This is a genomic window from Pseudoxanthomonas sp. CF385, from assembly GCF_900104255.1.
Taxonomy (GTDB): domain Bacteria; phylum Pseudomonadota; class Gammaproteobacteria; order Xanthomonadales; family Xanthomonadaceae; genus Pseudoxanthomonas_A.
The window spans coordinates 262977-286082 of the sequence record NZ_FNKZ01000003.1 but is presented as its reverse complement, the minus strand read 5'-3'; the positions used below and the strand labels follow the sequence as shown (position 1 = coordinate 286082).

Annotated in this window: 15 protein-coding genes and 1 pseudogene; 12 read left to right on the top strand and 4 right to left on the bottom strand. The window is 66.8% G+C overall.

The window, feature by feature from the left end:
* Nucleotides 1–48: 48 nt before the first annotated feature.
* The 4 genes and pseudogenes from BLT45_RS16700 to BLT45_RS16685 all read right to left on the bottom strand — a co-directional run bounded on the left by BLT45_RS16700 (nucleotide 49) and on the right by BLT45_RS16685 (nucleotide 4705).
* Nucleotides 49–1179 carry an NAD(P)/FAD-dependent oxidoreductase gene (locus BLT45_RS16700; RefSeq protein ID WP_093303517.1) on the bottom strand — a complete coding sequence of 377 codons (1131 nt, stop codon included), beginning with the start codon at nucleotides 1177–1179 and terminating at the stop codon, nucleotides 49–51.
* 134 nt (nucleotides 1180–1313) lie between these two features.
* The gene (locus BLT45_RS16695) at nucleotides 1314–2966 is read right to left on the bottom strand and encodes a pseudouridine synthase (RefSeq protein ID WP_093303264.1); all 1653 of its coding nucleotides are present in this window, start codon (nucleotides 2964–2966) and stop codon (nucleotides 1314–1316) included.
* Nucleotides 2967–3199: 233 nt separating this feature from the next.
* A pseudogene (gene scpB, locus BLT45_RS16690) lies at nucleotides 3200–3754 on the bottom strand (SMC-Scp complex subunit ScpB); the annotation flags it as partial.
* Between the two features lie 45 nt (nucleotides 3755–3799).
* A complete protein-coding gene (locus BLT45_RS16685; protein WP_093303259.1) occupies nucleotides 3800–4705 on the bottom strand; it encodes a segregation and condensation protein A in 906 nt (301 codons plus the stop codon).
* A 381-nt stretch (nucleotides 4706–5086) separates the two neighbouring features.
* On the opposite strand from BLT45_RS16685, the gene BLT45_RS16680 reads away from it, so the two are divergent.
* From BLT45_RS16680 to BLT45_RS16625, 12 genes are all read left to right on the top strand, one after another.
* A complete protein-coding gene (locus BLT45_RS16680) occupies nucleotides 5087–5386 on the top strand; it encodes a YciI family protein (protein ID WP_093303254.1) in 300 nt (99 codons plus the stop codon).
* Nucleotides 5383–5652 (top strand): BolA family protein, encoded by a 270-nt coding sequence (locus BLT45_RS16675; RefSeq protein WP_093303249.1) that lies wholly within the window; start codon nucleotides 5383–5385, stop codon nucleotides 5650–5652. Before BLT45_RS16680 ends, BLT45_RS16675 begins: the two co-directional genes overlap by 4 nt.
* An 87-nt stretch (nucleotides 5653–5739) precedes the next feature.
* Nucleotides 5740–8004 carry a beta-glucosidase BglX gene (bglX, locus tag BLT45_RS16670; protein WP_093303245.1) on the top strand — a complete coding sequence of 755 codons (2265 nt, stop codon included), beginning with the start codon at nucleotides 5740–5742 and terminating at the stop codon, nucleotides 8002–8004.
* 185 nt (nucleotides 8005–8189) lie between these two features.
* Nucleotides 8190–9218: a LacI family DNA-binding transcriptional regulator gene (locus BLT45_RS16665; protein WP_093303242.1), complete on the top strand. Its 1029-nt coding sequence runs from the start codon at nucleotides 8190–8192 to the stop codon at nucleotides 9216–9218.
* A gap of 99 nt (nucleotides 9219–9317) precedes the next feature.
* A complete protein-coding gene (locus BLT45_RS16660; protein ID WP_093303239.1) occupies nucleotides 9318–12362 on the top strand; it encodes a TonB-dependent receptor in 3045 nt (1014 codons plus the stop codon).
* Between the two features lie 66 nt (nucleotides 12363–12428).
* The gene (locus tag BLT45_RS16655; RefSeq protein WP_093303234.1) at nucleotides 12429–13949 is read left to right on the top strand and encodes a tryptophan halogenase family protein; all 1521 of its coding nucleotides are present in this window, start codon (nucleotides 12429–12431) and stop codon (nucleotides 13947–13949) included.
* Nucleotides 13950–14334: 385 nt separating this feature from the next.
* Nucleotides 14335–15972 (top strand): glucoamylase family protein, encoded by a 1638-nt coding sequence (locus tag BLT45_RS16650; RefSeq protein ID WP_093303515.1) that lies wholly within the window; start codon nucleotides 14335–14337, stop codon nucleotides 15970–15972.
* Between the two features lie 81 nt (nucleotides 15973–16053).
* Entirely contained in the window at nucleotides 16054–17334 is a 1281-nt protein-coding gene (locus BLT45_RS16645) for a sugar ABC transporter substrate-binding protein (RefSeq protein ID WP_093303229.1), read from the top strand.
* Entirely contained in the window at nucleotides 17331–18215 is an 885-nt protein-coding gene (locus BLT45_RS16640) for a carbohydrate ABC transporter permease (RefSeq protein ID WP_093303223.1), read from the top strand. The genes BLT45_RS16645 and BLT45_RS16640 overlap by 4 nt, the downstream gene beginning before the upstream one ends.
* Nucleotides 18212–19033: a carbohydrate ABC transporter permease gene (locus BLT45_RS16635; protein ID WP_093303219.1), complete on the top strand. Its 822-nt coding sequence runs from the start codon at nucleotides 18212–18214 to the stop codon at nucleotides 19031–19033. Before BLT45_RS16640 ends, BLT45_RS16635 begins: the two co-directional genes overlap by 4 nt.
* Before the next feature lie 41 nt (nucleotides 19034–19074).
* On the top strand, nucleotides 19075–22296 hold the full coding sequence (locus BLT45_RS16630) for a discoidin domain-containing protein (protein ID WP_093303214.1): 3222 nt from the start codon (nucleotides 19075–19077) through the stop codon (nucleotides 22294–22296).
* 137 nt (nucleotides 22297–22433) lie between these two features.
* Complete coding sequence (locus tag BLT45_RS16625) at nucleotides 22434–23105, top strand: hypothetical protein (protein ID WP_093303210.1); 672 nt, start codon at nucleotides 22434–22436, stop codon at nucleotides 23103–23105.
* Nucleotide 23106: the final 1 nt, after the last annotated feature.

The window sequence follows — 23106 nt, the reverse complement described above, 5'->3', positions numbered from 1 at the left end:
ATCAACGGCCTATTGTAGCCGACGACGCCACGCCGGCCTTGATCGAACTCAATCGTGCTGCACGGGAACGCCCGTGTCCGGCTCCGGAACCCCATGGCCGCGCTGGTGGAAGTACAGCTGCTCGGCGAGGCGCCGCATGAAGGGCGTCCTCAGCGCCAGGTCGAATGGCGCATCGAACTGCGCGTGGTCGAAGGCCCAGCGCAGCGCGCGCTTGGTCCGGAAGGCCGGCACGGCATCCGTCGCGACGTGGACATCGCCCTCGCCGGGGTGCTGCAGGCGGCGCGCCATGGCCTCGCCCACCGCGCTGCCATGGCGCAGCCCGGCGTGGATGCCGCCGGCGGTGACCGGCGACACCATGCCCGCCGCATCGCCGGCGAGCAGGACGCGGCCCCGCTGCCGGAGATGGACCGGTCCGCCGCAGGGGATCAGGCCGGCGCGGATGCTGTCCGGACGCCGCGATGCCGGGAGTCCGGTCATGGCGGCGGTATGGCGGAGGAAGCCGTCGATGTCGGGCACGGCGGTCGAGCCGGGCAGATGCCGGCGCGCCAGTCCGGCCTGCACACCGGTCGGGGTCTGCGCCACCCAACCGATGTAACCCGGCGCGTACCGCTTGCTGATGAAGCAGTGCAGGGCATCCGGCTCGCGCAGGGCCACGCCATCGAATTCGTGTTCGACGCCCTGCAGCCAGCGGTCCACCTGTCCCAATCCCAAGCGCGCAGCCACTCGCGACTTGGCGCCATCCGCGCCGACCAGCCAGCGCGTCCGACCGATGCCCGGCAACCGCCAGTGCGCGCCTTCGCGCACCCCATCGCGGAACGGGGTACCCAGGCGCAGTGCGATGCCGCGCTGCACGAGGCCTTCGCCAAGCCAACGCATCAGGGCGGGTGTGTCCGTGGTGTAGAAACGGTAGCCCGGTGCGGCGAGCAGCACGCTCCTGAGGCTGGGCGCGTACAGCCGCGCATGCGGCACGGCGCGCACGAGCGCGGCGGGCAGTCCGGCGAGGCAGGGATGATGCAGGGCTTCGGCGACGAGAATGCCGGTCGTGTGGAGGCGTTCGCCCAGGTCGCGCTTGCGGTCGATCACGCAGACGCGTGCGCCGTGCCGTGCGAGCGCCTGCGCACAGGCGACACCGGCGAAGCCGGCGCCCACCACGATGACGTCGTAAGTCGTTTCCTGCATGTAGGCGGACGCCCGTTTTCCTTGGGCGTCCAACGTGCCGCGCAGGTGCGGAGTCGCCATGAAGCGACGGTGAAGCCAGCGGGCTCACCCTGCCTGCAAGAAGAAAGGCGCCCCGGAGGGCGCCTTCGCTTCACTCAACCGTGGCCGCCACCGCGCGGACCGCGCTGGCCTCCGCCACCGGGGCGTCCGCCCGGGCCGCGGCCGCCGGCAGGACGTCCACCGGGACGCGGCCCGGCATGCTGCGGCCGATTGCCGCCGCCACCAGGACGACCCTGCGGACGCGGACCGCGGGGCTGCTGGCCGTAGGGGTTGAAGCCGGGATTCGCGTGATCCGAGGGGAAGCTCGGCGCATTGCCGGGGTGGCCGTACGGGCGCGCCGCGCGCTGCGGCTTGCCCGCACCCGCACCCGCGCCCTGCGCACCCCGCGGGCCGCGCTCCGCGGCGAAGCCACCGCCGCGGTCGTTGCCGAAGCGATCGCCACCGAAGCCGCCGGCACCTGCGCCGGGGCCGCGCTTGCCCGCACTCCCGGGCTTGCCGCCCGCGCCGGGGCGCCCGCCGGGCTTGCCGCCGTAGGGCTTCTTCGGACCACCGGGACCGGCATTGCGATGACCGGCAGGACCGGTGTCCACGCCGTCCGGCACGTACCAGCTACGGAACGCGGCGGGATTGCCATCCGGCAGCGGCTTCGGGCCCTTCGGCGTGCGCTGCTTGAACGGCTTCTGCGATTGCTTGGCCGCTTGTTCGCCGCTGACGGTCAGGCCGCCGTGCGGCTTCTTGCCGCGACCGCGGCCGCGGTCTTCGCGGACGTGATCGAAGCGGCGCAGTTCGCGGCCTTCATCGGCCGTGTTGTGGCCGTTGACGTAGGCGCTGCCGCTGCGGCCGCCGCCCAGGTGAACGGTGGACTTGGAGGCCTTGCGCTGGCCGATGACCGGCTGCAGCGTGAGCGCGGCGGGCGCGCCGTCTTCCAGACCCAGATCCTTGCGCAGCGCCTCGACCTGCGCGTCGGCCAGTTCCTGCGACTGGCCGCGCAGCAGCGGCTGCGGCAGGCTGACTTTGCCGTAGCGCACCCGCTTCAGGCGGCTGACCTGGCAGCCCTGCGATTCCCACAGGCGACGCACTTCGCGGTTGCGGCCTTCCTTGACGACCACGCGGAACCAGTCGTGCGAGTCGGTGCCGCCGATGCGCTCGATCTCGTCGAACTTGGCCGGGCCGTCGTCCAGCGCCACGCCGCGGCGCAGGCGGTCGACGACGTTGTCCGGCACGCTTTCCTGGCCTTCCGGCGCGCGCACGCGCACCACGTACTCGCGCTCGACTTCGTACGACGGGTGCATCATCGCGTTGGCGAGTTCGCCGTCGGTGGTCAATACCAGCAGGCCGGTGGTGTTGATGTCCAGGCGGCCGATCGCGATCCAGCGCGCGCCCTTCAGCGCGGGCAGCGCTTCGAAGATCGTCGGACGGCCTTCGGGATCTTCGCGGGTGGTGACTTCGCCTTCCGGCTTGTTGTAGATCAGCACGCGGGCCGGTTCGGTCAACGCGCTGGCGACGAAGGTCTTGCCGTCGAGCTCGATCTTGTCGCCGGCCTTGATCGACAGGCCGGTCTGCGCGGTTTCGCCATTGACCTTGATCAGGCCATCGGCGATGCGCTGTTCCAGCGCACGGCGCGAGCCGAGCCCGGCCTGCGCCAGCACCTTGTGCAGGCGCTCTTCCAGGCGTGCCGCTTCGACCGGCGCGCTCTCACGCTTCAGGGACAGCTTGCCCAGCGTGGTTTTCTTCGGGGTGTTGCTCATTGCTTCTGCTCCGACGGTGCCCGGTCTTCCTCGTCGGAAGCAGCGGCGTCGTCATCTTGGGGGTGGGAGTCATCGGCATCGCCGGCGTCTTCGCCGGTCTCGTCCGATGCGTTGTCTTCGTTGTCGCCGTCGTCGTCCGACGCGGCGATATCGTCATCGCCGTTGCCGGCATCATCTTCATGCCCGTCCACCGGGGCATCGCCACTGGCGATGCTGACCGGCAGCGGTGCGCCGTCCAGCGGCAGCTGCGGTTCCAGTTCGCCGATGTCCCTGAGTTCGGACAGCGGCGGCAGTTCGTCCAGGCGCTTGAGCCCGAAATAATCCAGGAAACCCTTGGTGGTGCCGAACAGCGCCGGCTTGCCCGGCACGTCGCGATGGCCGACCACGCGGATCCATTCGCGCTCTTCCAGCGCCTGGATGATGTTGCTGCTCACCGCCACGCCACGGACCTGTTCGATCTCGCCGCGGGTGATCGGCTGGCGGTATGCGATCAGGGCCAGCGTCTCCAGGGTGGCGCGGGTGTACTTGGTCTTGCGCTCCGTCCAGAGCCGGGCGACCCAGCCGTGCACGTCGGCCTTGACCTGATAGCGATAACCGGACGCCACTTCGACCAGTTCCACGCCGCGGTCGGCGCAGGCGTCGGTCAGCTGCAGCAGGGCGGCTTCGACGCTGCCTTCCGGCGCCGGTTCCTCTTCTGGGAACAGGCCATGCAGCTGCGCCAGCGTCAGCGGCTGGGTGGCCGCCATCAGGGCGGCCTCCACGATGCGGTTGATGAGCGATTGATCCATGCGGTCCTGTCGTTCGGGCAGGCAGCGGGCGCGGGGCCGGCTGCGTCAGGGGGTGTCGTTGGCGGCGTCGGTGTCGTCGAACTCGCTGGAGAACTGCAGCGGTTCGTTGGTGTTGTTCAGCGCCAGCGACTTGACGTAGATCGGGGCGAGCGGCGCTTCCTGCACGATGTCGAGCAGCTGCTCCTTGGCCAGTTCCAGCATGGCCAGGAAGGTCACCAGCACGCCCAGCTTGCCTTCCTCGGCGGTGAACATGCTTTCGAAGCGGTGGAACTTGCCGTCCTCCAGCCGCGTCAGCACATCGCCCATGCGCTGGCGCACGCTGAGCGCCTCGCGCCGGATGGCGTGGCCGCTGAACAGCTCGGCGCGCTTGAGCACGTCGTGCAGCGCCAGCAGCATTTCCTTCAACTCCACCGGCGGCGGCAGCTTCACCGCCGCGCGGTCGGGCACGTCCGCGCTCACCGGCGTGGTGTCGCGGTCCTGGCGGGGCAGGGCGTCCAGGTCCTCGGCGGCCTGCTTGAAGCGTTCGTATTCCTGCAGGCGGCGCACCAGCTCGGCGCGCGGGTCGCCTTCGTCGCCTTCCTCGGAGACCGGCCGCGGCAACAGCATGCGCGATTTGATCTCGGCCAGGATGGCGGCCATGACCAGGTACTCGGCCGCCAGCTCGAACCGCAGCTCCTGCATCACATTGATGTAGTCCACGTACTGCCGGGTGATCTCGGCGACGGGGATGTCCAGGATGTCCAGGTTCTGCCGGCGGATCAGGTACAGCAGCAGGTCGAGCGGGCCCTCGAAGGCGTCGAGGATGACTTCCAGCGCGTCCGGCGGGATGTACAGGTCCTGCGGGATCTGCAGCACCGGCTGCCCATGCACGACCGCCAGCGGCATTTCCTGCTGCTGCGGATGCGTGGACGGGTTGGACGGAGTCGCGTCGGACGCGAGTTCTGGGCTCATCAAGAAACAGCCATCGTGCTAATCACAGCCTCGGCATGCGTAGGGCGCGCGGCAGGGGCGGCGCGGTTCCGGCAATGCGCTAACAACATCATGCGTCGCAGGGCGAACGCTTCCCTTAAAGCAACCAGCAATGCACACCGCGGGGGCCGCGGGGGCGGACAGCGAGAGGTCGTCGGGCGCGGGCGGGTGGGGGCAGCGAATCGAACGTCCCGGTGTCCCCGTGGAGGGGTGGGCGGACCGTGGTGGCCGGTGCCTCCCCTGGACGGGCCGCTGCTTCCGGCCGTGCAATGGAAGACAGGGTAAGCGCTGGCCGGGACCGTGTCCAGCGCCGTACGGCGGAGGCGCACGTACAATTCAGGCTTCGACTCGGGAGTGAAGACCATGTGGTATGCCATTGAAGGCCATGACGCGGCCGACGTCCTGACCAAGCGCCTGGAGGCCCGCGCGGCCCATCTGGCCCGGCTGACGGCCCTGCGCGACGAAGGGCGCCTGCTGCTGGCCGGCCCCTGTCCGGCCATCGATGCCGAGGATCCGGGCCCGGCCGGTTTCAGCGGCAGCATCGTGATCGCCGAGTTCGACTCCCTCGAGGAGGCGCGGACCTGGGCCGACGCGGACCCGTATGTCGCGGCCGGGGTCTATGCCCGGGTGGACGTGCGCCCGTTCCGCAAGGTCCTGCCGTGACCCGGATCGAGCGCATCCGCGCGGCGCTGCAGGAGGCCCTGCAGCCGGTCGCGCTGGCGGTGGTGGACGACAGCCACAAGCATGCCGGGCACGAGGGTGCCCGCGATGGGCGTGGCCATTTCACCGTACGGGTCGTCAGCCCGGTGTTCGCCGGCAAGCCGCCGCTGGCCCGCCACCGCGCGGTCTATGCCGCCCTGGGCGAGATGATGCAGACCGACATCCACGCGCTGGCCATCGAGGCCCGGACCCCGGACGAGGCGGGCTGAGCCGGGTCGCGTTTTCCGGCACTGCGGCATGCAGTGCGCTGTGAAAACGTTTACATTCGCCCCCTTTCGTATCGCCGGGAGGGCGCCATGACCCGTAACCACCACCCCCTTGCTCCCACACCCCTGCGGGTCGGCCTGCTGGCCGCGCTGCTTGCCGCCCCCGTCGCGGCCAAGCCGCCGGTCTATGCCACCCCGGCCGAAACCGCGTTCGTCGACGCCCTGCTGGCGAAGATGACGGTCGAGGAGAAGCTGGGCCAGCTGAACCAGCCGCCGGGCGTCGGCAACAACACCGGCCCGGCCGCGATGGCGGGCAACGAGGACCAGATCCGCCGCGGCGAGATCGGCTCCTACCTGGGCACCCAGGGCGCTGCGCTGACCTGCCGTCTGCAGAAGATCGCGGTGGAGGAATCCCGGCTCGGCATCCCGCTGCTGTTCGGGTACGACGTGATCCACGGCCACCGGACCGTCTTCCCGGTGCCGCTGGGCGAATCTTCGAGCTTCGATCCGGATGAAGTCCAACATGCCGCGCGCATCGCCGCGGTCGAGGCGGCGGCGCACGGCATCCACTGGACCTATGCGCCGATGGTCGACATCGCCCGCGATCCGCGCTGGGGCCGCATCGTGGAAGGCGCGGGCGAAGATCCTTATCTGGGCTCGGTCCTGGCGGCGGCGCGCGTGCGCGGCTTCCAGGGCGATGACCTGCGCAAGCCGGATGCGGTGCTGGCCACGGCCAAGCATTTCGTCGCCTACGGTGCGGCCGAAGCCGGTCGCGATTACAACGTGGCCGACATCTCCGAACGCACCCTGCACGAGGTCTACCTGCCACCGTTCAAGGCGGCCGTCGACGCGGGCGCGCAATCGATCATGGCCTCGTTCAACGAGATCGCCGGCGTGCCCATGCACGCGCACCGGCCGTTGATCCAGGACCTGCTGCGCAAGGAGTGGGGCTGGGACGGCCTGCTCGTCAGCGACTACACCGGCGTGATGGAACTGATGCCGCACGGCGTGGCGGCGAATCCGGAGCAGGCCGGCACGCTCGGCCTGCGCGCGGGCGTCGATGTGGACATGGTCAGCCAGATCTACGTCAAGGACCTGCCGGCCGCCGTCAAGGCCGGTCACGTGCCGATGGCCGAGGTGGATGCCTCGGTGCGCCGCGTGCTCAACGCGAAGTACCGGCTGGGCCTGTTCGACGATCCCTACCGTTCCTGCACCGCCGATGGCGCGCGCGAGCGCGCGCTGACGCTGACGCCGGATCACCGCGCCGCCGCACGCCGGATGGCGCAGAAGTCGATGGTGTTGCTGGAGAACGAAGGCAACGTGCTGCCGCTGTCGAAGTCCGTCCGCACCTTGGCGGTGATCGGCCCGTTGGCCGATCATCGTCGCGCGATGCTCGGCAACTGGGCGGTCGCGGGACGCGAGGAAGACGCGATCACGCCGCTGGAAGGCCTGAAGGCGGCGCTGGGCGACAAGACCCGGCTCGTCGTGGCCAAGGGCGCCGACATCGACAGCCAGGACACGTCAGGCTTCGCCGATGCCGTCGCCGCCGCGAAGCAGGCCGACGCCGTGGTGATGTTCCTCGGCGAACACCCGGACATGAGCGCCGAAGCCAACAACCGCACCACGCTCGACCTGCCGGGCGTGCAGGAGCAGCTCGCGCTCGCCGTCGCCGCGACCGGCAAACCGGTCGCCCTCGTGTTGCTCAACGGCCGCCCGCTGTCGATCGGCGGATTGAAGGGCAAGGTGCCTGCGATCCTCGAAGCCTGGTTCCCGGGCGTGGAGGGTGGCCCCGCGATCGCCGACGTGCTGTTCGGCGACGTCAACCCGTCCGCGAAGCTGCCGGTGACCTTCCCGCACAACGTCGGCCAGGTGCCGATCTACTACGCGCACAAGAACACCGGCCGTCCGCCGCGCGAGGAAGAGAAGTACACCAGCAAGTACCTCGACGTGCCGTGGACGCCGCTGTACGCGTTCGGCCATGGCCTGAGCTACACCACGTTCCGCTACGACGCACCGGTCGTGTCGAAGAAGACGCTCGCGCCGTCCGCGCTCGCCCAACAGGTCAGCGTGCGGGTCACCAACACCGGCAAGCGGGCAGGCGACGAGGTCGTGCAGCTGTATGTGCGTGACGACGTGGCCAGCGTCACCCGGCCAGTGAAGCAGTTGCGCGGCTTCCAGCGCGTGGCGTTGAAGCCCGGCGAATCGAAGGTCGTCACCTTCGCGCTCGGCTTCGACGACCTGTCGATGCTGGACGACCGCATGCAGCGCGTGGTCGAGCCGGGCAGGTTCACCGTGTTCGTCGGTGGCAGTTCGGATGCGACGCGCGAAGTCGCCTTCGAGGTGGCGAACAAGTAAATGTGAGGTGCAGCAGCAGGCGTGAATATGCTGCAACGCAAAATACTTGCGGATACCTGCGTGTATCCGCAAGTGCCTGAATTTCAGGCGTTTTCGCGATGGAATAACGCGGGCTTTACACGTTTCCGTGAAAACGGTTACAGTCCGCGCCACTTGTAGCAGTCATCACCGCGGAGGGGCGGGGAATGGCGCGAACCTCGGTCACCATCAAGGATGTCGCACGTGAGGCACGGGTTTCCGTGGCGACCGTGTCGCGTGCCTTGAATGGACATGAGAATGTCGCCGAAGCCGTGCGCCAGCAGGTCCTGGCCACCGCCGACCGCCTGCGCTACCAGCCCCACGCCGCCGCCCGCAGCCTCAGCAGCCGTCGCACCCAGACCATCGGCGTCGTGCTGCCCGATCTCTACGGCGAGTTCTTCTCTGAACTGATCCGCGGCATCGACCAGGTGGCGCGTGCGCGCCGCCAGCACCTGCTCGTGTCGAGCTACCACGGCCATCCCGAGGAGCAAGGCGAAGCCCTGCGCGCCATGCGTGGCCGCGTGGACGGCCTGCTGGTGCTTTCGCCCTACACCGACCAACCCGGTTTCCTCGTCGACAACCTGCCGTCGTCGCTGCCGGTGGTGCTGATCAACACCGATGTGCAGGAAGCCGCCTATCCGGCGCTGACGATCGACAACTACAGCGCCGCCGTGGCGATGGTCGAGCATCTGGCGCAGGCCGGCCACCAGCGCATCGCCTTCATCGGCGGACCGGAAGGCAACTTCGATGCGCGTGAACGCCTGCGCGGGTATCGCGACGCGCTCGCGCGCTTCGTGCCGGGCGCGACGCCGCAGGAATTCGCGGGCGACTTCAGCGAATCCGCCGGCTACGAAGCCGGCAAGCGCATCGCTCAGGCGAAGGAGCGGCCGCAGGCCGTGTTCGCCGCCAACGACATGACGGCGCTCGGCTGTCTGTACGCATTCAACGAGGCCGGCGTGCGCGTGCCGCAGGACGTGGCGCTGGCGGGCTTCGACGACATTCCGTTGGCGCGCTTCGTTCACCCGACCTTGACCACGATGCGGGTCAGTATTGCCGAGCTCGGTGGACAGGCGATGAGCCGGCTGCTGGACACGATTGATTCCGACGGCGAGCGCGTGGCGCCGTCGGCGACGCTGGTTCCCGAACTGATCGTGCGGGAATCGAGCATCGGAGCGGTGCCCCAGGCGAAGAAATAGCGAGAGAGGCACCCGCTTTTTTTTGGGCGGGCTTGTAACCGATTACAGGCGGCATCAAGCCGGCCCGCAATGAAACAACTTTTTGGAGGGAGAGAGCCAATGAAGCATCGCAACCGTTCCACCTATCAACCCAAGCGCAAGCTACTGACCTGTGCGCTCGCCAGCGTGCTGGTCATTGCAAGCGGCCATGCCATCGCGCAGTCCTCGAATGCCACGCTGCGCGGCAAGGCCGATGCCGGCGCGCAGGTCACCGCCGTCAACACCGCCACCGGCACCAAGCGCCAGGTGACGGCGACCGCCGATGGCAGCTACGCGCTCGTCGGCCTGGCACCGGGCACCTACAAGGTGACGTCCGGTGGCACCGAACGCACCGTCACCCTGCAGGTCGCGACCTCGGTCAGCCTGGATCTCGCCGGTGACGCGCCCGCGGCACCCGCAGGCGACGCGACCACGCTGGACACCGTCCGCGTGTCGGCGCCGCCGCTGCAGGAAGTCAAGACCTCTGAAGTCGGCACCAACGTGTCGCTGAAGCAGATCAACACCATTCCGCAGCTCACGCGCAACTTCCTCGAGTTCGCCGATACCGTGCCCGGCATGCAGTTCGAGACCGATTCGAGCGGCCAGTCCAAGTTGCGTGGCGGTGCGCAGAAGACCAGCGCCATCAACGTCTACATCGACGGCGTCGGCCAGAAGAACTATGTCTTGACCGGCGGCGTGTCCGGCCAGGACCAGAGCCGAGGGAATCCCTTCCCGCAGCTCGCCATTGGCGAATACAAGGTCGTGACCTCGAACTACAAGGCCGAGTTCGACCAGGTGGGTTCGGCGGCGATCATCGCCCAGACCAAGTCGGGCACGAACGAGTTCAAGGGTGAGCTCTTCACGCGCTACACGAATACCTCGATGCGCCAGCGGACGGTGAGCGAAGTCGCGGCCGGCCAGGAAAAGGACAAGACCAAGCAGAACGAGTACGGCTTCGCCCTGGGCGGTCCGATCATCCAGGACAAGATGCACTTCTTCTTCAGCTACGAAGCGAAGGATTTCGTCCTCAACGTCAATCCGGTCGCGGCCCCCACTCAGTGGACCTCGTTCGAGCCCTTCCTGCCTGATCGGATCCGGCAGCAGCTGGGCCCGACCACCGAGCCTTTCAATGAGGATCTCTACTTCGGCAAGTTGAGTTGGGACGTGGGCGACAACGACCGCCTCGAGCTCTCTGCGAAGGTCCGTGATGAAGAGGGCCTGACCGGCGCAGGCGACAGGACGACCAACAGCGCGGCCAAGGTGAACTTCAACACCGACAAGCGCTACGACTTGCGTTGGCTGCACTACGGTGAGACGTTCCTTAACGAAGCGCGCGTCACCTACGAAGATGCATTGTTCAATCCGGCGGCGTACACCATCGGCAACCAGTCCATCTATACGCGCGGCCTGGTCGAGGCCGACACGCTCATCATCAGTGACTCGACCAGCAGCCTCTCGATCCAGCGCAAGGGCCAGAAGGGTCCGGCTTTCCAGAATGACCTGACGTTCAACTCCTTCGAGTGGATGGGCGACCACGTCATCAAGGTCGGTGCAAAGTTCAAGTCCGTCGAGTTGACCCAGAGCGAGAACTCGGCGATCAACCCGACGTTCCGCTATTCGGTGAACGACGGCTCGCTGGGGCCGAGTCCTTACCTGCCGGTCGGCACGAACGCCATTCCCTACCAGGTCAATTTCAATGCGCCGTTCGAAGGCGCGTCTCCGATCGTCACGACGAAAGCCAAGCAGTACGGCATCTACATCCAGGACGATTGGGACGTCACCGATCGCCTGCAGTTGAACCTCGGCATTCGCTGGGACTACGAGGAAATCCCGTCCTACCTGGACTTCCAGACGCCGACCGAAGTGCTGGCCGCGCTGTACGGGCCGGGCACGGGTAGTAACTCGGGCGGCATCTACGCGGACCAGCTCCGCGCGGGTGGCGTCAACATCGAGGATTACATCGGCACCGGCAACAACCGCAAGGCGGACAAGAACAACTGGGCGCCGCGCCTGGGCTTCTCGTACGACCTCACCGGGGACGAGCGCTGGGTGGTCTTCGGTGGCGCGGGTCGTAGCTACGACCGCAACCTGTTCGACTACATGGGCCTCGAGCAGGTCAAGTCCGCGCTGTCCGGCTACGAAATCAACTTCGTCGAGAGCTCCGGCTGCACGCCGGCAGCCGGCACCTGCGTGAACTGGGACCCCCGCTTCCTCAACGGTATCGATGAACTGTATTCGCTGGTCACGTCGAACGTGCGCAACGGCGAGATCGACCTGCTCAACAACGACCTGGTCACGCCGTACTCCGACCAGTACTCGTTGGGTATCCGCGGGACGATCGGCGAATGGAACACGTCGGCGACCGTCGCCTATGTCCACAGTAAGGAAGGCTTCGTCTTTACCTTGGGCAACCGCTATCCGAATGGCGCCTTCTATGGCGCACCGTCTTGGAACGCGAACGACATCGCCCAGCCGTGGGAACACAATCCGCCGGGCTTCGGTTCTCTGATCCTGGGCGACAACGGCATCGAGACCAAGACCACGCAGCTGTTGCTGTCCGCCGACAAGCCGTACACCGAGGAGTCCGGCTGGGGCTTCACGGCGGCCTATACGTTCTCGCGTGCGCGAGGCAATCGCGGCGGCGACGAGCACTACTCCTTCGACGCTGCGACGATTCGGGATTATCCGTTCATCGACCTGCGTGCGACTCCGCGTCATCGCCTGGTGTTGACCGGTATCTACGATCTTCCGTGGGGTTTCACCGCGTCGGCGAAGGTGACGCTGGCGACCCCGCCGCCGATCAATGCTGTCGTGGGCTGGTGGGAGTACGGCTCGGCCACGGCGGTACCGCCGCTGATCGTCGCCACGGATGCACCGGGTACGTTCGGCACCAAGCAGCTCGACCTGTCGCTGTCCAAGCATTTCGACATCGCCGAAGACATGGGCTTCGAGGTGCGGGCGGACATGATCAACGTGCTGAACGAGGAGAATTTCAACTCGTACCGCACGACATGGGGCACGGGTGGCGTTTACGATCCCGACACCAGCTTCGTGACGACGGGCAACGGTGTGAACAGCTACACGCCGCCGCGCACACTGTTCGTCAGCGCGCGTCTGACCTGGTAACAGGACGACGGTATCGGCCATGTTCGGGACCCGCGCAAGCGGGTCCCGTCATATGGGGGAGGGGAGATGGACGGGAATTCGATTCGCGAGGTCGTCGTCGTGGGCGGCGGTTCGGCGGGCTGGATGGCCGCGGCGGCGCTGGTCAGGCATCTGGATCGCACCTGCAAGGTCCGGCTGGTGGAGTCCGACGAGATCGGCATCATCGGCGTCGGCGAGGCGACGGTGCCGCACATCCGCACGTTCAACGCGCAGGCACTGGGGCTGGAAGAAGCCGAGTTCGTCCGCGCCACGCAGGGCACGTTCAAGCTCGGCATCGAGTTCCGCGACTGGGCGCGCATCGGCGACCGCTACATGCATGGGTTCGGCACGGTCGGTCACGATCCCGGCCCCGCAGCCTTCCATCACTACTGGCTGCGGCTGCGGCTGGCGGGCAAGGACGTCGGTGACATCGGCGCCTACCAATTGCAGACGGTCGCGTCGCGCGAGGACCGATTCCTTCCGGGTGCGAGCGACGTTCCGCCGACATCGCCGTTGGCCTCCGTGGCCTATGCCTACCACTTCGATGCGACGCTCTATGCGCGCTACCTGCGCGGATTCGCGGAGGGGCAGGGCGTCGAGCGGATCGAAGGCAAGGTCGTCGACGTGGAACTTCGTCCCGAGGAGGGCTTCGTCTCCGCCGTGGTCATGGCCGATGGACGCAAGGTCGAGGGCGACCTCTTCATCGATTGCTCCGGTTTCCGCGGCCTGCTGATCGAGCAGGCGCTGAAGACGGGTTACGAGGATTGGAGCCACTGGCTCCCCTGCGACCGCGCGGTGGCCGTGCCGTGCGCACGCGTGGGAGATCCGACGCCGTACACGCGTTCCACCGCGCGTACGGCGGGCTGGCAGTGGCGGATTCCGTTGCAGCACCGTACCGGAAACGGGTTGGTGTACTGCAGCCGTTTCCTGAGCGACGACGAAGCGGCCGGCACCTTGCTGGCCAACCTGGATGGCGAGGCGCAGGCCGAGCCGCGGCCCTTGCGTTTCGTGACCGGCAAGCGGAAGCAGTTCTGGAACCGCAACGTGGTGGCGGTCGGCCTGGCGAGCGGCTTCATGGAGCCGCTGGAGTCGACGAGCCTGCTGCTGATCCAGACCGCGATCCTCCGCTTGCTGGACATGTTCCCGAGGCAGGGCATCGATCCCGGCCTGGTGGCGCGTTACAACGAGCGCACGCATTTCGAATACGACCACATCCGCGACTTCCTGATCCTGCATTACAAGGCCGTGGAGCGCGACGAGCCGTTCTGGCGCAAGTGCCGGGAGATGGCCATCCCCGACACGCTGCGGGCCAACATCGACCTGTTCCGCAACAGCGGGCGCTTCTATCGCGACGGCGAGGAGTTCTTCGCGCTGCAGAGCTGGATCCAGGTGATGCTGGGCCAGCGCATCGTGCCGAAGGCGTACTCGCCGCTTGTGGATCGCCTGTCGGAAGCCGAAGTCGAGGCCTTCGTGGCCAACGTCCGGCAGACGATCGAGCGCTGCGTGCAGGCGATGCCCAAGCACCAGGCGTTCATCGAAAGGCACTGCCGCGCACCTGCGGTGGGCTGAGCCTTGCACGGCCCATGCCGACGTTGCGATGCAGCATGACCCGTCCCGGATTTCCTCTGGGGAAACAAGCGCTTGCGGGTCGGGTCGCTCCCATCTGGCCGGTTTTGCCATGGGTGATGAAAACGGTTACATTTCAGTGGTGAGATGTCATCCGTGGAGGGCGGACGTGACGCACGAGAGGCTTATCCGACGCGCGCCGCATGCAAATGCAGCGGCGCAGAAGCGAAACGCACCGGTGCATCCGGTGACGGGAGCCCGTGCCTTCTCCGCGCCTTGCCTGCCAGGCAACGGAATACCCCTTTTCCTTTGAATCGCCGGTGGAACCTGTCGCCGCTTCGGCGCGCAGTGCTCCGCCTTCGCATGTAAACGTTTACAGCCCAGCATGATGACCACGAACAAAGCCCGCTTTCGACTGACCCGCAGCATCACGGCGCTCCTCTTCATCGTGGCGATCGCCGCCTGCCAGAAGGCGCCGGAGCCCACACCGAAGCCCGAGGCGAAGCCGGCGGCACCTGTCGTCGCCGCCAAGCCCGAGCCGCCGGCCAAGCCGGAGCTGCCGCCGCTGTTCCGCGACGTCGAGCGCCGCACGTTCCAGTTCTTCTGGGACACGACCAACGAAGTGAACGGACTGACGCCCGACCGCTATCCGTCGCGCCCGTTCGCCAGCATCGCGTCGGTCGGCTATGCGCTGACGGCGTATCCGATCGGCATCGAGAACGGCTGGGTCAGCCGCACGCAGGCGGTGGATCGCACGCTGACCACGCTGAAGTTCCTGCGTGACGTGCCGCAGGGCGCGCAGAAGGAAGGGCGGGGCGGCTACAAGGGGTTCTACTACCACTTCCTCGACATGGACACCGGCCAGCGCTTCAACAGCTGGGTGGAACTCTCCAGCGTGGATACCTCGTTGCTGATGATGGGCGTGCTGTTCGCGCAGTCCTATTACGACCGCGACGATGCGCGCGAGAAGGAGATCCGCGAGATCGCCGACACGCTGTACAAGCGCGTGGACTGGACCTTCCTGCAGAACAACAAGCCGCTGATCTCGATGGGCTGGTTCCCCGAGAGCGGCACCATCCCGCACGACTGGAAAGGCTACAACGAAGCCATGATGGTCTACGTGCTGGCGATGGCCTCGCCGACGCATCCGGTGGGCCAGGACGCGTGGGAAGTGTGGACGCGCAGTTACGGCGAGCTCTGGGGCGTGTTCCAGGGCCAGGAGTACCTGACCTTCGCACCGCACTTCGGCCATCAGTACAGCCACGTCTGGATCGACTTCCGCGGCATCCAGGACGCGTACATGCGCGAACGCGGCATGGACTACTTCGAGAACAGTCGTCGTGCGACGTATGCGCAGCGCGCCTACGCCACCGAAAACCCGATGAAGTGGAAGGACTACGGCGAGAACGTCTGGGGCCTGACCGCGTCCGATGGCCCGCAGCAGACCTTGCAGGAGTACCGAGGCGAGCAGCGCCAGTTCCGCCACTACTCCGCACGCGGCGCCGGCTTCCGCGAGAACTTCGACGACGGCACCATCGCGCCGACCGCGGCGATCGCCTCGCTGCCGTTCGCGCCCGAGATCGTGATCCCGGCCACCGAGGAGATGCACCGCCGCTATGGCGACTATCTCTACTCGAGCTACGGTTTCCTCGATTCGTTCAACCCGAGCTTCGACTACGACATCCCGTTGAAGACCGGTCGCATCGTGCCGGGCAAGGGCTGGGTGGCCAGCGACTACATCGGCATCGACCAGGGCCCGATCCTGGCGATGATCACGAACTACCGCAGCGAGTTCGTCTGGAACGTGATGAAGAAGAACCCCTACATCCGCGATGGCCTGAAGAAGGCGGGGTTCGAAGGCGGCTGGCTGGATGCGAAGACCGAGCAGGCGGCCCAATCCGCGGCGATCGCACCCACCGCGCCGCCGGATCTCGATGCCGCCGCAGCGCGTGCGCTGGGCACGGCGGAATCGCGCGCCAACCAGGCGGCACAGCCCGAGGCGGCGCGTCCGCAGCAGCCGGAGTAAGCTGCACGCATGGTCGAGCGCGTGCCAGCGTCGTTCTCTCCAGCACGCATCAGGGCCTCCTTCGCTGGAAGGCGGGCCTTGATGCGCTGCTGTTCACTGCTCGTGATCGTCGGCCTTGCCGTAGGGTTGGCAGGCTGCGCGCGCACCGAAGACACGCGCACGACGGTGCGTTTCTGGGTGATGGGGTATGAAGGCGAGGTGGTGGCGAAGCTGCTGCCCGAATTCGAACGTCAGCATCCGGACATCCATGTCGACCTGCAGATCGTGCCGTGGCTGTCGGCACACGAGAAACTGCTGACGGCCTTCGCGGGCGATTCGCTGCCCGACGTCTGCCCGATCGGCAACACGTGGATCCCGGAGTTCGCCGCACTCGGCGCACTGGATCCTCTCGACGACGAGATCGGGGCGACGGCGGGTTTCGACCAGGCCGATTTCTTTCCCGGCGTCTGGGATACCGGCGTGATCGACGGCCGCGCCTACGCGGTGCCGTGGTATGTCGAGACGCGCCTGCCGTTCTACCGCCGCGACGTGCTCGCGAAGGCCGGCGTGAAAGCGCTGCCCACCAGCTGGGCCGAGTGGCGCATCGCGCTGCGCAAGGTCAAGCAGGTGGCGGGCGAGGGCAACTACTCGATCCTGCTGCCGCTCAACGAGTTCGAGCCCTTGTTGAGCCTGGCCATCCAGCAGCCCGAGCCGTTGCTGCGCGACGGCGGACGCTACGGCAACTTTCGCAGCGAAGGCTTTCGCCACTCGCTGGGTTTCTACAAGGAGATGTTCGACCAGGGTTGGGCTCCGGTGGTGACCAACAACCAGATCTCGAACGTGTGGGACGAGTTCGGTAAGGGCTTCTATTCGTTCTACATCTCCGGTCCCTGGAACATCGCCAAGTTCAAGGAGCGGCTGCCGGCCGCGCAGCAGGACGACTGGATGACGATGCCGCTGCCCGGACCGAACGGCCCCGGCGCGTCGCTGGCCAACGGCACCAGTTTCGTGGTGTTCAAGAACTCGCCGAACAAGGACGCGGCCTGGAAGCTCATCGCCTGGCTGTCGTCGCCGCAGGTGCAGACCGAATTCCATGCCCTGACGGGCGACCTGCCGCCGCGCCGTTCCCCGTGGCTGACGCCGGCGCTGGCCGAGGATCCGTACGCCAAGGCTTATCGCGAGCAACTGGAGCGTGCCGTGTCGACGCCGAAGGTGCCGGAATGGGAGCGTATCGCCACGGAGATGCGGCTCGTCGGCGAGCAGGTCGCGAACGGGCGCATGACGGTGGATCAGGCGGTCGAAGAACTGGATCGCCGCGCCGACCGCATCCTTGAGAAGCGTCGCTGGATGCTGGACCACGCCAAGGCGGGGGCCGCGCCATGAGGTCCTCGCACGCGCTCGCGGGGTGGCTGTTCGCCGCGCCGGCCCTGACCGTCATCGTCGTGTTCTTCGGGTTGCCGGTACTGGCCGCGTTCGTGCTGAGCCTCACCGATTTCGATATCTACGCGCTGGCCGACATCGGCAACCTGCGCTTCGTCGGCCTCGACAACTACCTCGGTCTGCTGCAGAACCCGCTGTTCTGGAAGTCGCTGGGCAATACCGTCTATTTCGTCGTCGTGGGCGTGCCGCTTTCGGTGGCGGTGTCGCTGGGCGCCGCACTGCTGCTGCATTCCAAGCTGGGGCGTTTCAAGGGCTTCTTCCGCACCGCGTTCTTCGCACCCGTGGTCACCACGGTGGTCGCGGTGGCGGTGATCTGGCGCTATCTCTTCCACACCAAGTACGGCCTGGTGAACTGGGGCCTTTCGTGGGTGGGCGTGGACGCGGTGGACTGGCTGGGCGACCCGACCTGGGCGATGCCGACCATCATCCTGTTCGCCGTGTGGAAGAACTTCGGCTACAACATGATCATCTTCCTGGCCGGCCTGCAGAGCATCCCCGAGGATCTCTACGAAGCCGCGCGCATCGATGGCGCCTCGCGCTGGGCCCAGTTCCGCCACGTCACCCTGCCGCAACTCGGTCCGGTGCTGTTGCTGGTCGGCATCCTGACCATGGCCGGCTACTTCCAGTTGTTCGCCGAACCCTACGTGATGACCCAGGGTGGTCCGCTGGAGAGCACCAAGAGTGTGCTGTACCTGATGTACGAAGAAGGCTTCAAGTGGTGGAACCTGGGCAACGCATCGGCGGTGGCGTTCCTGCTCTTCATCCTGATGACGGTCGTCACCAGCGGCCTGCTGTGGTTCGCCCGCAAGCGGGGCGTGGAATGAACAACCGTCTCGCCGCGATCGCCGTGAACGGTCTGCTGGTGGCCCTGGCGGTCGTCAGCCTCGGGCCGCTGCTGTGGATGCTGTCGGTGTCCTTCATGCAGACCGGCGAAGCCGGCCATTTCCCACCGCCGCTGCTGCCGTCCGCGCCCACGCTGGACAACTACCGCGACCTGTTCGTGCGCGCCGGCATGGGCCGCTATCTGGTGAACAGCTTCATCGTCTCGACCAGCGTCATGCTGCTCTCGCTGCTGTTCAACACCATGGCCGGCTACGCGTTCGCCAAGCTGCGCTTCAGGGGCCGCGACAGTACCTTTCGCGCGCTGCTCGCCGCGCTGGTGATCCCGGCACAGGTCGCGATGATGCCGCTGTTCCTGCTGCTCAAGCAGATGGGGCTGGTGAACACCTATGCCGGCGCCATCGTGCCGGGCATGGCGGCGATCTTCGGCATCTTCCTCGTGCGACAGTACGCGCGCTCGATCCCCGATGAACTCCTCGAGGCCGCCCGCATCGACGGCGCCAGCGAGGCGCGCATCTTCTTCCAGATCGTGCTGCCGGGCCTCAAGCCCATCCTGGTGACGCTGGCGATCTTCAGCTTCCTCGGCGCCTGGAATGATTTCATGTGGCCGCTGATCGTGCTGAGCGACGACGCGCTGCAGACCCTTCCCGTGGCGCTGGCGGCGTTGTCGCGCGAGCACGTGATGGACTACGAACTGATGATGGCCGGCTCGGTCGTCACCATCCTGCCGGTGCTGCTGCTGTTCCTCGTGCTGCAGCGCTACTACATCCAGGGCTTGCTGCTGGGCAGCGTGAAGGGCTGAGCCCGCCACGCCTGCCGCCCGTGTCTGACGGAGATGACAACATGGTGTCGACTTTCGCCCGCCTGACGGCCGGGTGGGTATTGCTTCCGGCGGTCTGCGCCGGTGCCCACGCCGCCAATCCCGTGCGCGTGCTGGATGCGTTCGATGACGCGTCCACGTGGCGCGTGGTCACGTCCAATCAGGTCAGCGGCGCCCTGCGCCCGGTCGAGGGCGTGGATGGCAAGGCGATGTGCCTGGACTACGACTTCAACGGCGTGTCGGGTCATGCGGGCATCCAGCGCGATCTGGTGCTCGAGTATCCGCAGAACTACCAGTTCGGTTTCCAGCTCCGTGGCGATTCGCCGCGCAATGACCTTCAGTTCAAGGTCATCGACGCCAGCGGCGACAACGTATGGTGGGTCAACCGGCCGAAGTACGATTTCCCGAGCGACTGGACGCCGGTGCGCTACAAGACGCGCCACATCGACAAGGCCTGGGGCCCGGATCCGGACCGCGTGCTGCGCAAGAGCGTCAGGCTGGAATACACGATCTACAACAACGTCGGCGGCAAGGGCTCGGTCTGCTTCGACCAGCTGACGTTCCAGCCGCTGCCCGTCGATGACGGCGCGCCGCTGACGGGCAGGGCGAGCGCCAATGTCGCGTTCCCCGCCGGTCCGGCTGCAATGGCAGTGGACGGGAAATCCGATACCGCCTGGTCCGCGGACCTGCATGGCGACAAGGATCCGCAGCTGACGCTGGACTTGGGCAAGGTGCGTGAGTTCGGTGGTTTGGTGCTCGACTGGAAGGCGGGCCAACACGCGTCCGACTATCTCGTGCAGGTCTCGGACGATGGCGCGCGCTGGCGCGATGTCCGCACGGTGGTGGACGGCAATGGCGAACGCGACTACCTGGCGCTGCCGGAATCCGAAGCGCGCTACATCCGCCTGTCCGTTGGTGATGGTCCGGGCACGTCGTTCGCGCTCGCCGGGCTGGAGGTCAGGCCGCTGGCCTTCGCCGCGCATCCCAACGATCTGATCAAGGCGATGGCCGCCGACGCGCCGAAGGGCTGGTTCCCGCGCGGATTCAGTGGCGAGCAGCCGTACTGGACCATCGTCGGCCTGGATGGCGGACGAGAACAGGGCCTGATCGGCGAGGACGGCGCCATCGAGTTGTACAAAGGGGGCGCCAGTATCGAACCCTTTGTGGTCAGCGATGGGGAGTTGATCTCATGGGCTGACGTCAACGCCAAGCAATCATTGCAGGATGACTACCTGCCGATTCCATCGGTAACCTGGACCCATCCTCAATTTTCTCTGAAGACGACGGCTTTCGTTGAGGGGAAAGTCGAGCGTTCGCGCTTGCTGGCGCGGTACGTACTCACCAACACGTCTGGCCAGGAGCGCGACTATGCGATTGTCCTGGCGATCCGGCCTTGGCAGGTAAACCCGCCAGCACAATTTCTCAATACCCCAGGTGGATTCAGCGCGATCAGCGCGTTGAAGATGCGTGAAAGCAGTATCTCCATCAACGGCGATCGTGCTGTGCAGCTACGCTTCGTGCCGACCTCCTCGCTTGCCAGCAGCCTGGATTCTGGTGAGGTTGTGGGGCGACTTAATACGGTCGACTGGCGCGCCTACATGGCGCGTCCTTATGACGCGGGCGTGCCGTTGCAGGGGGGAGAAGTCAGTGACAGTGTGGTCGATTCCACTGGAATGGCGTCCGGTGCAAGTGTCTTGCGTGTGAGATTGCGTCCCGGAGAAAGTAGGGAAATCGGCTGGACGTCGATGCTCACCGACGACGGAGTGAAGCCGGCCGGGCCGCCAGCCCCGCCGCCGGTGACCATGGAGGAAGAGCAGGCAGCTGTGTCCGCATATTGGCGCAGCAGGTTGGACGAAATGAAGCTGCAAGTGCCGGCCGCAGGTCAGCCTGTCGCCGATACGCTGCGCACTGCGCTGGCGCACATGCTGATCTCGCGGATCGGGCCGCGCCTGCAGCCCGGCACGCGCTCGTACTCGCGCAGCTGGATCCGCGACGGCGCCATGATTTCCGAAGGCCTGCTGCGCCTGGGGCGCCCGGAAGTGGTGAAGGAGTACGTCGAGTGGTACGCGCCGTACCAGTTCAAGAACGGCAAGGTGCCGTGCTGCGTGGACGATCGCGGCAGCGATCCCGTGCCGGAGAACGACAGCCACGGCGAGCTGATCTTCAACATCGCCGAGTACTACCGCTACACCGGCGACAAGGCTTTCCTGCGGGCGATGTGGCCGCACGTGCAGGGCGCGTTCGCCTACATGGAAGAACTCCGCCTCAGTGAGCGCACCGAGGCCAACCGCGCCGTCAACGCGGCGTTCTACGGGATGATGCCGGCCTCGATCAGCCACGAAGGCTACTCGGCCAAGCCGATGCATTCGTACTGGGACAACTTCTGGGCGCTGCGCGGCTACAAGGATGCCGTCGAGGTGGCCGAGGCGTTGGGCGAGGTGGGCGAGGCGAAGCGCATGGCGGCCTCGCGCGACCAGTTCCGCGATGACCTCTATGCCTCACTGCGTGCGGCGACCGAGCGCAACAAGATCGACTACCTCCCCGGTGCGGCCGAGATCGGCGATTTCGATCCGACTTCGACCACCATCGCGCTCGCGCCGGGCGGCGAGCAGGGCAAGCTGCCGGCCCATCTGCTGGACAACACCTTCCAGCGCTACTGGCGCGAATTCGTGCAGCGCCGCGACGGTCAGCGCGAGTGGAAGGACTACACGCCGTACGAGTGGCGCAACGTCGCCGCGTTCGTGCGGCTGGGCTGGCGCGAACGGGCATGGGAAGTGCTGGACTTCTTCTTCAAGGATCGCGCACCGCAGCCCTGGAACCAGTGGGCGGAGGTCGTGTCGCGCACGCCGCGCAAGCCGTTCTTCGTCGGCGATCTTCCGCACGCCTGGGTCGCCTCGGATTTCGTGCGCTCGGCGCTGGACATGTTCGCGTACACCCGTGAGGTCGACGACAGCCTGGTGTTGGCGGCCGGCGTGCCGGCGGCGTGGCTCGATGGCCAGGGCATCGCGATCGACGGGCTGCGCACGCCCAATGGCGTGCTGGGTTACCAGCTGCGCAACGCCGACGGACGACTCCAGTTGGACGTGAAGGCAGGCATGACGCTCCCCGCCGGTGGCCTGGTGCTGCCGTGGCCCTATGCAGGCGAGCCGGGCGAAACCCGCATCAACGGCAAGCCCGCGCAATGGACGAACGGCGAGCTGCGTATCACGACGCTGCCGGCGAAGGTCAGCATCCGCACACGCTGAGCGCTTGGTAGAGCGGAGCTTGCTCCGCGGCTCCGATGCCGATGCATGCTCGACCTGATCGAGCCGAGCAGGCTCGGCTCTACGTCGTGTCGCTGGAGGGAGTACATTGCCGGGCACCGTCCCTCCGCGTCGCCGCCATGCCTGCCGATGACGCCCGCATCCCGCTCTGGCCGCTGCCGTTGCTGATCGCGCTGCTGTTCCTGGTCGCGGCGCATGCGGCTTATCTGCTGTCGATCCAGGCGGGGCATGTGCCGGCCTGCGTGCCGTACCTGGAAGGCTGCGTCTCGATCAGCCGGGCGGCACGCCATGGCGTGGGAAACCATCTCTTCCGGTTGATGGTGATGCCTTGCGCGGTGCTGCATGCGCTGGTCTGGCTGCTGGCGCACCGTTGGTTGCGCGGCGGCCACGGGATGGTCGTGTTGGGCGTGGTCTCGGCCACCGCGCTCGCGGTCTACGCGACCTTCCTCGGCATCGAGGGCGAGACCTACCGCTTCCTTCGCCGCTACGGCGTGGTGGTCTATTTCGGCTTCGGCTATCTAGCGCAGCTGGCGTTGATGCGTCGCGCGTCGCGGACGGATGCGTTGCCGACCCGTGTCATCACGTGGATGTCGTGGATCGCCGCCGCGATGCTGGGCCTGGGCATCGCGAACGTCGTGGCGGGGCTGGTCGTTGCGGACGCATCGGCGAAGGATCGTTGGGAGAACGTCTTCGAATGGTGGCTCGGCCTGCTGATGGTTGGCTGGTATGCCGTGCTGGCAATCGGATGGCGACGAAAACGTGTCGCCGCCCGGTTGTCATCCGTCGACTGAC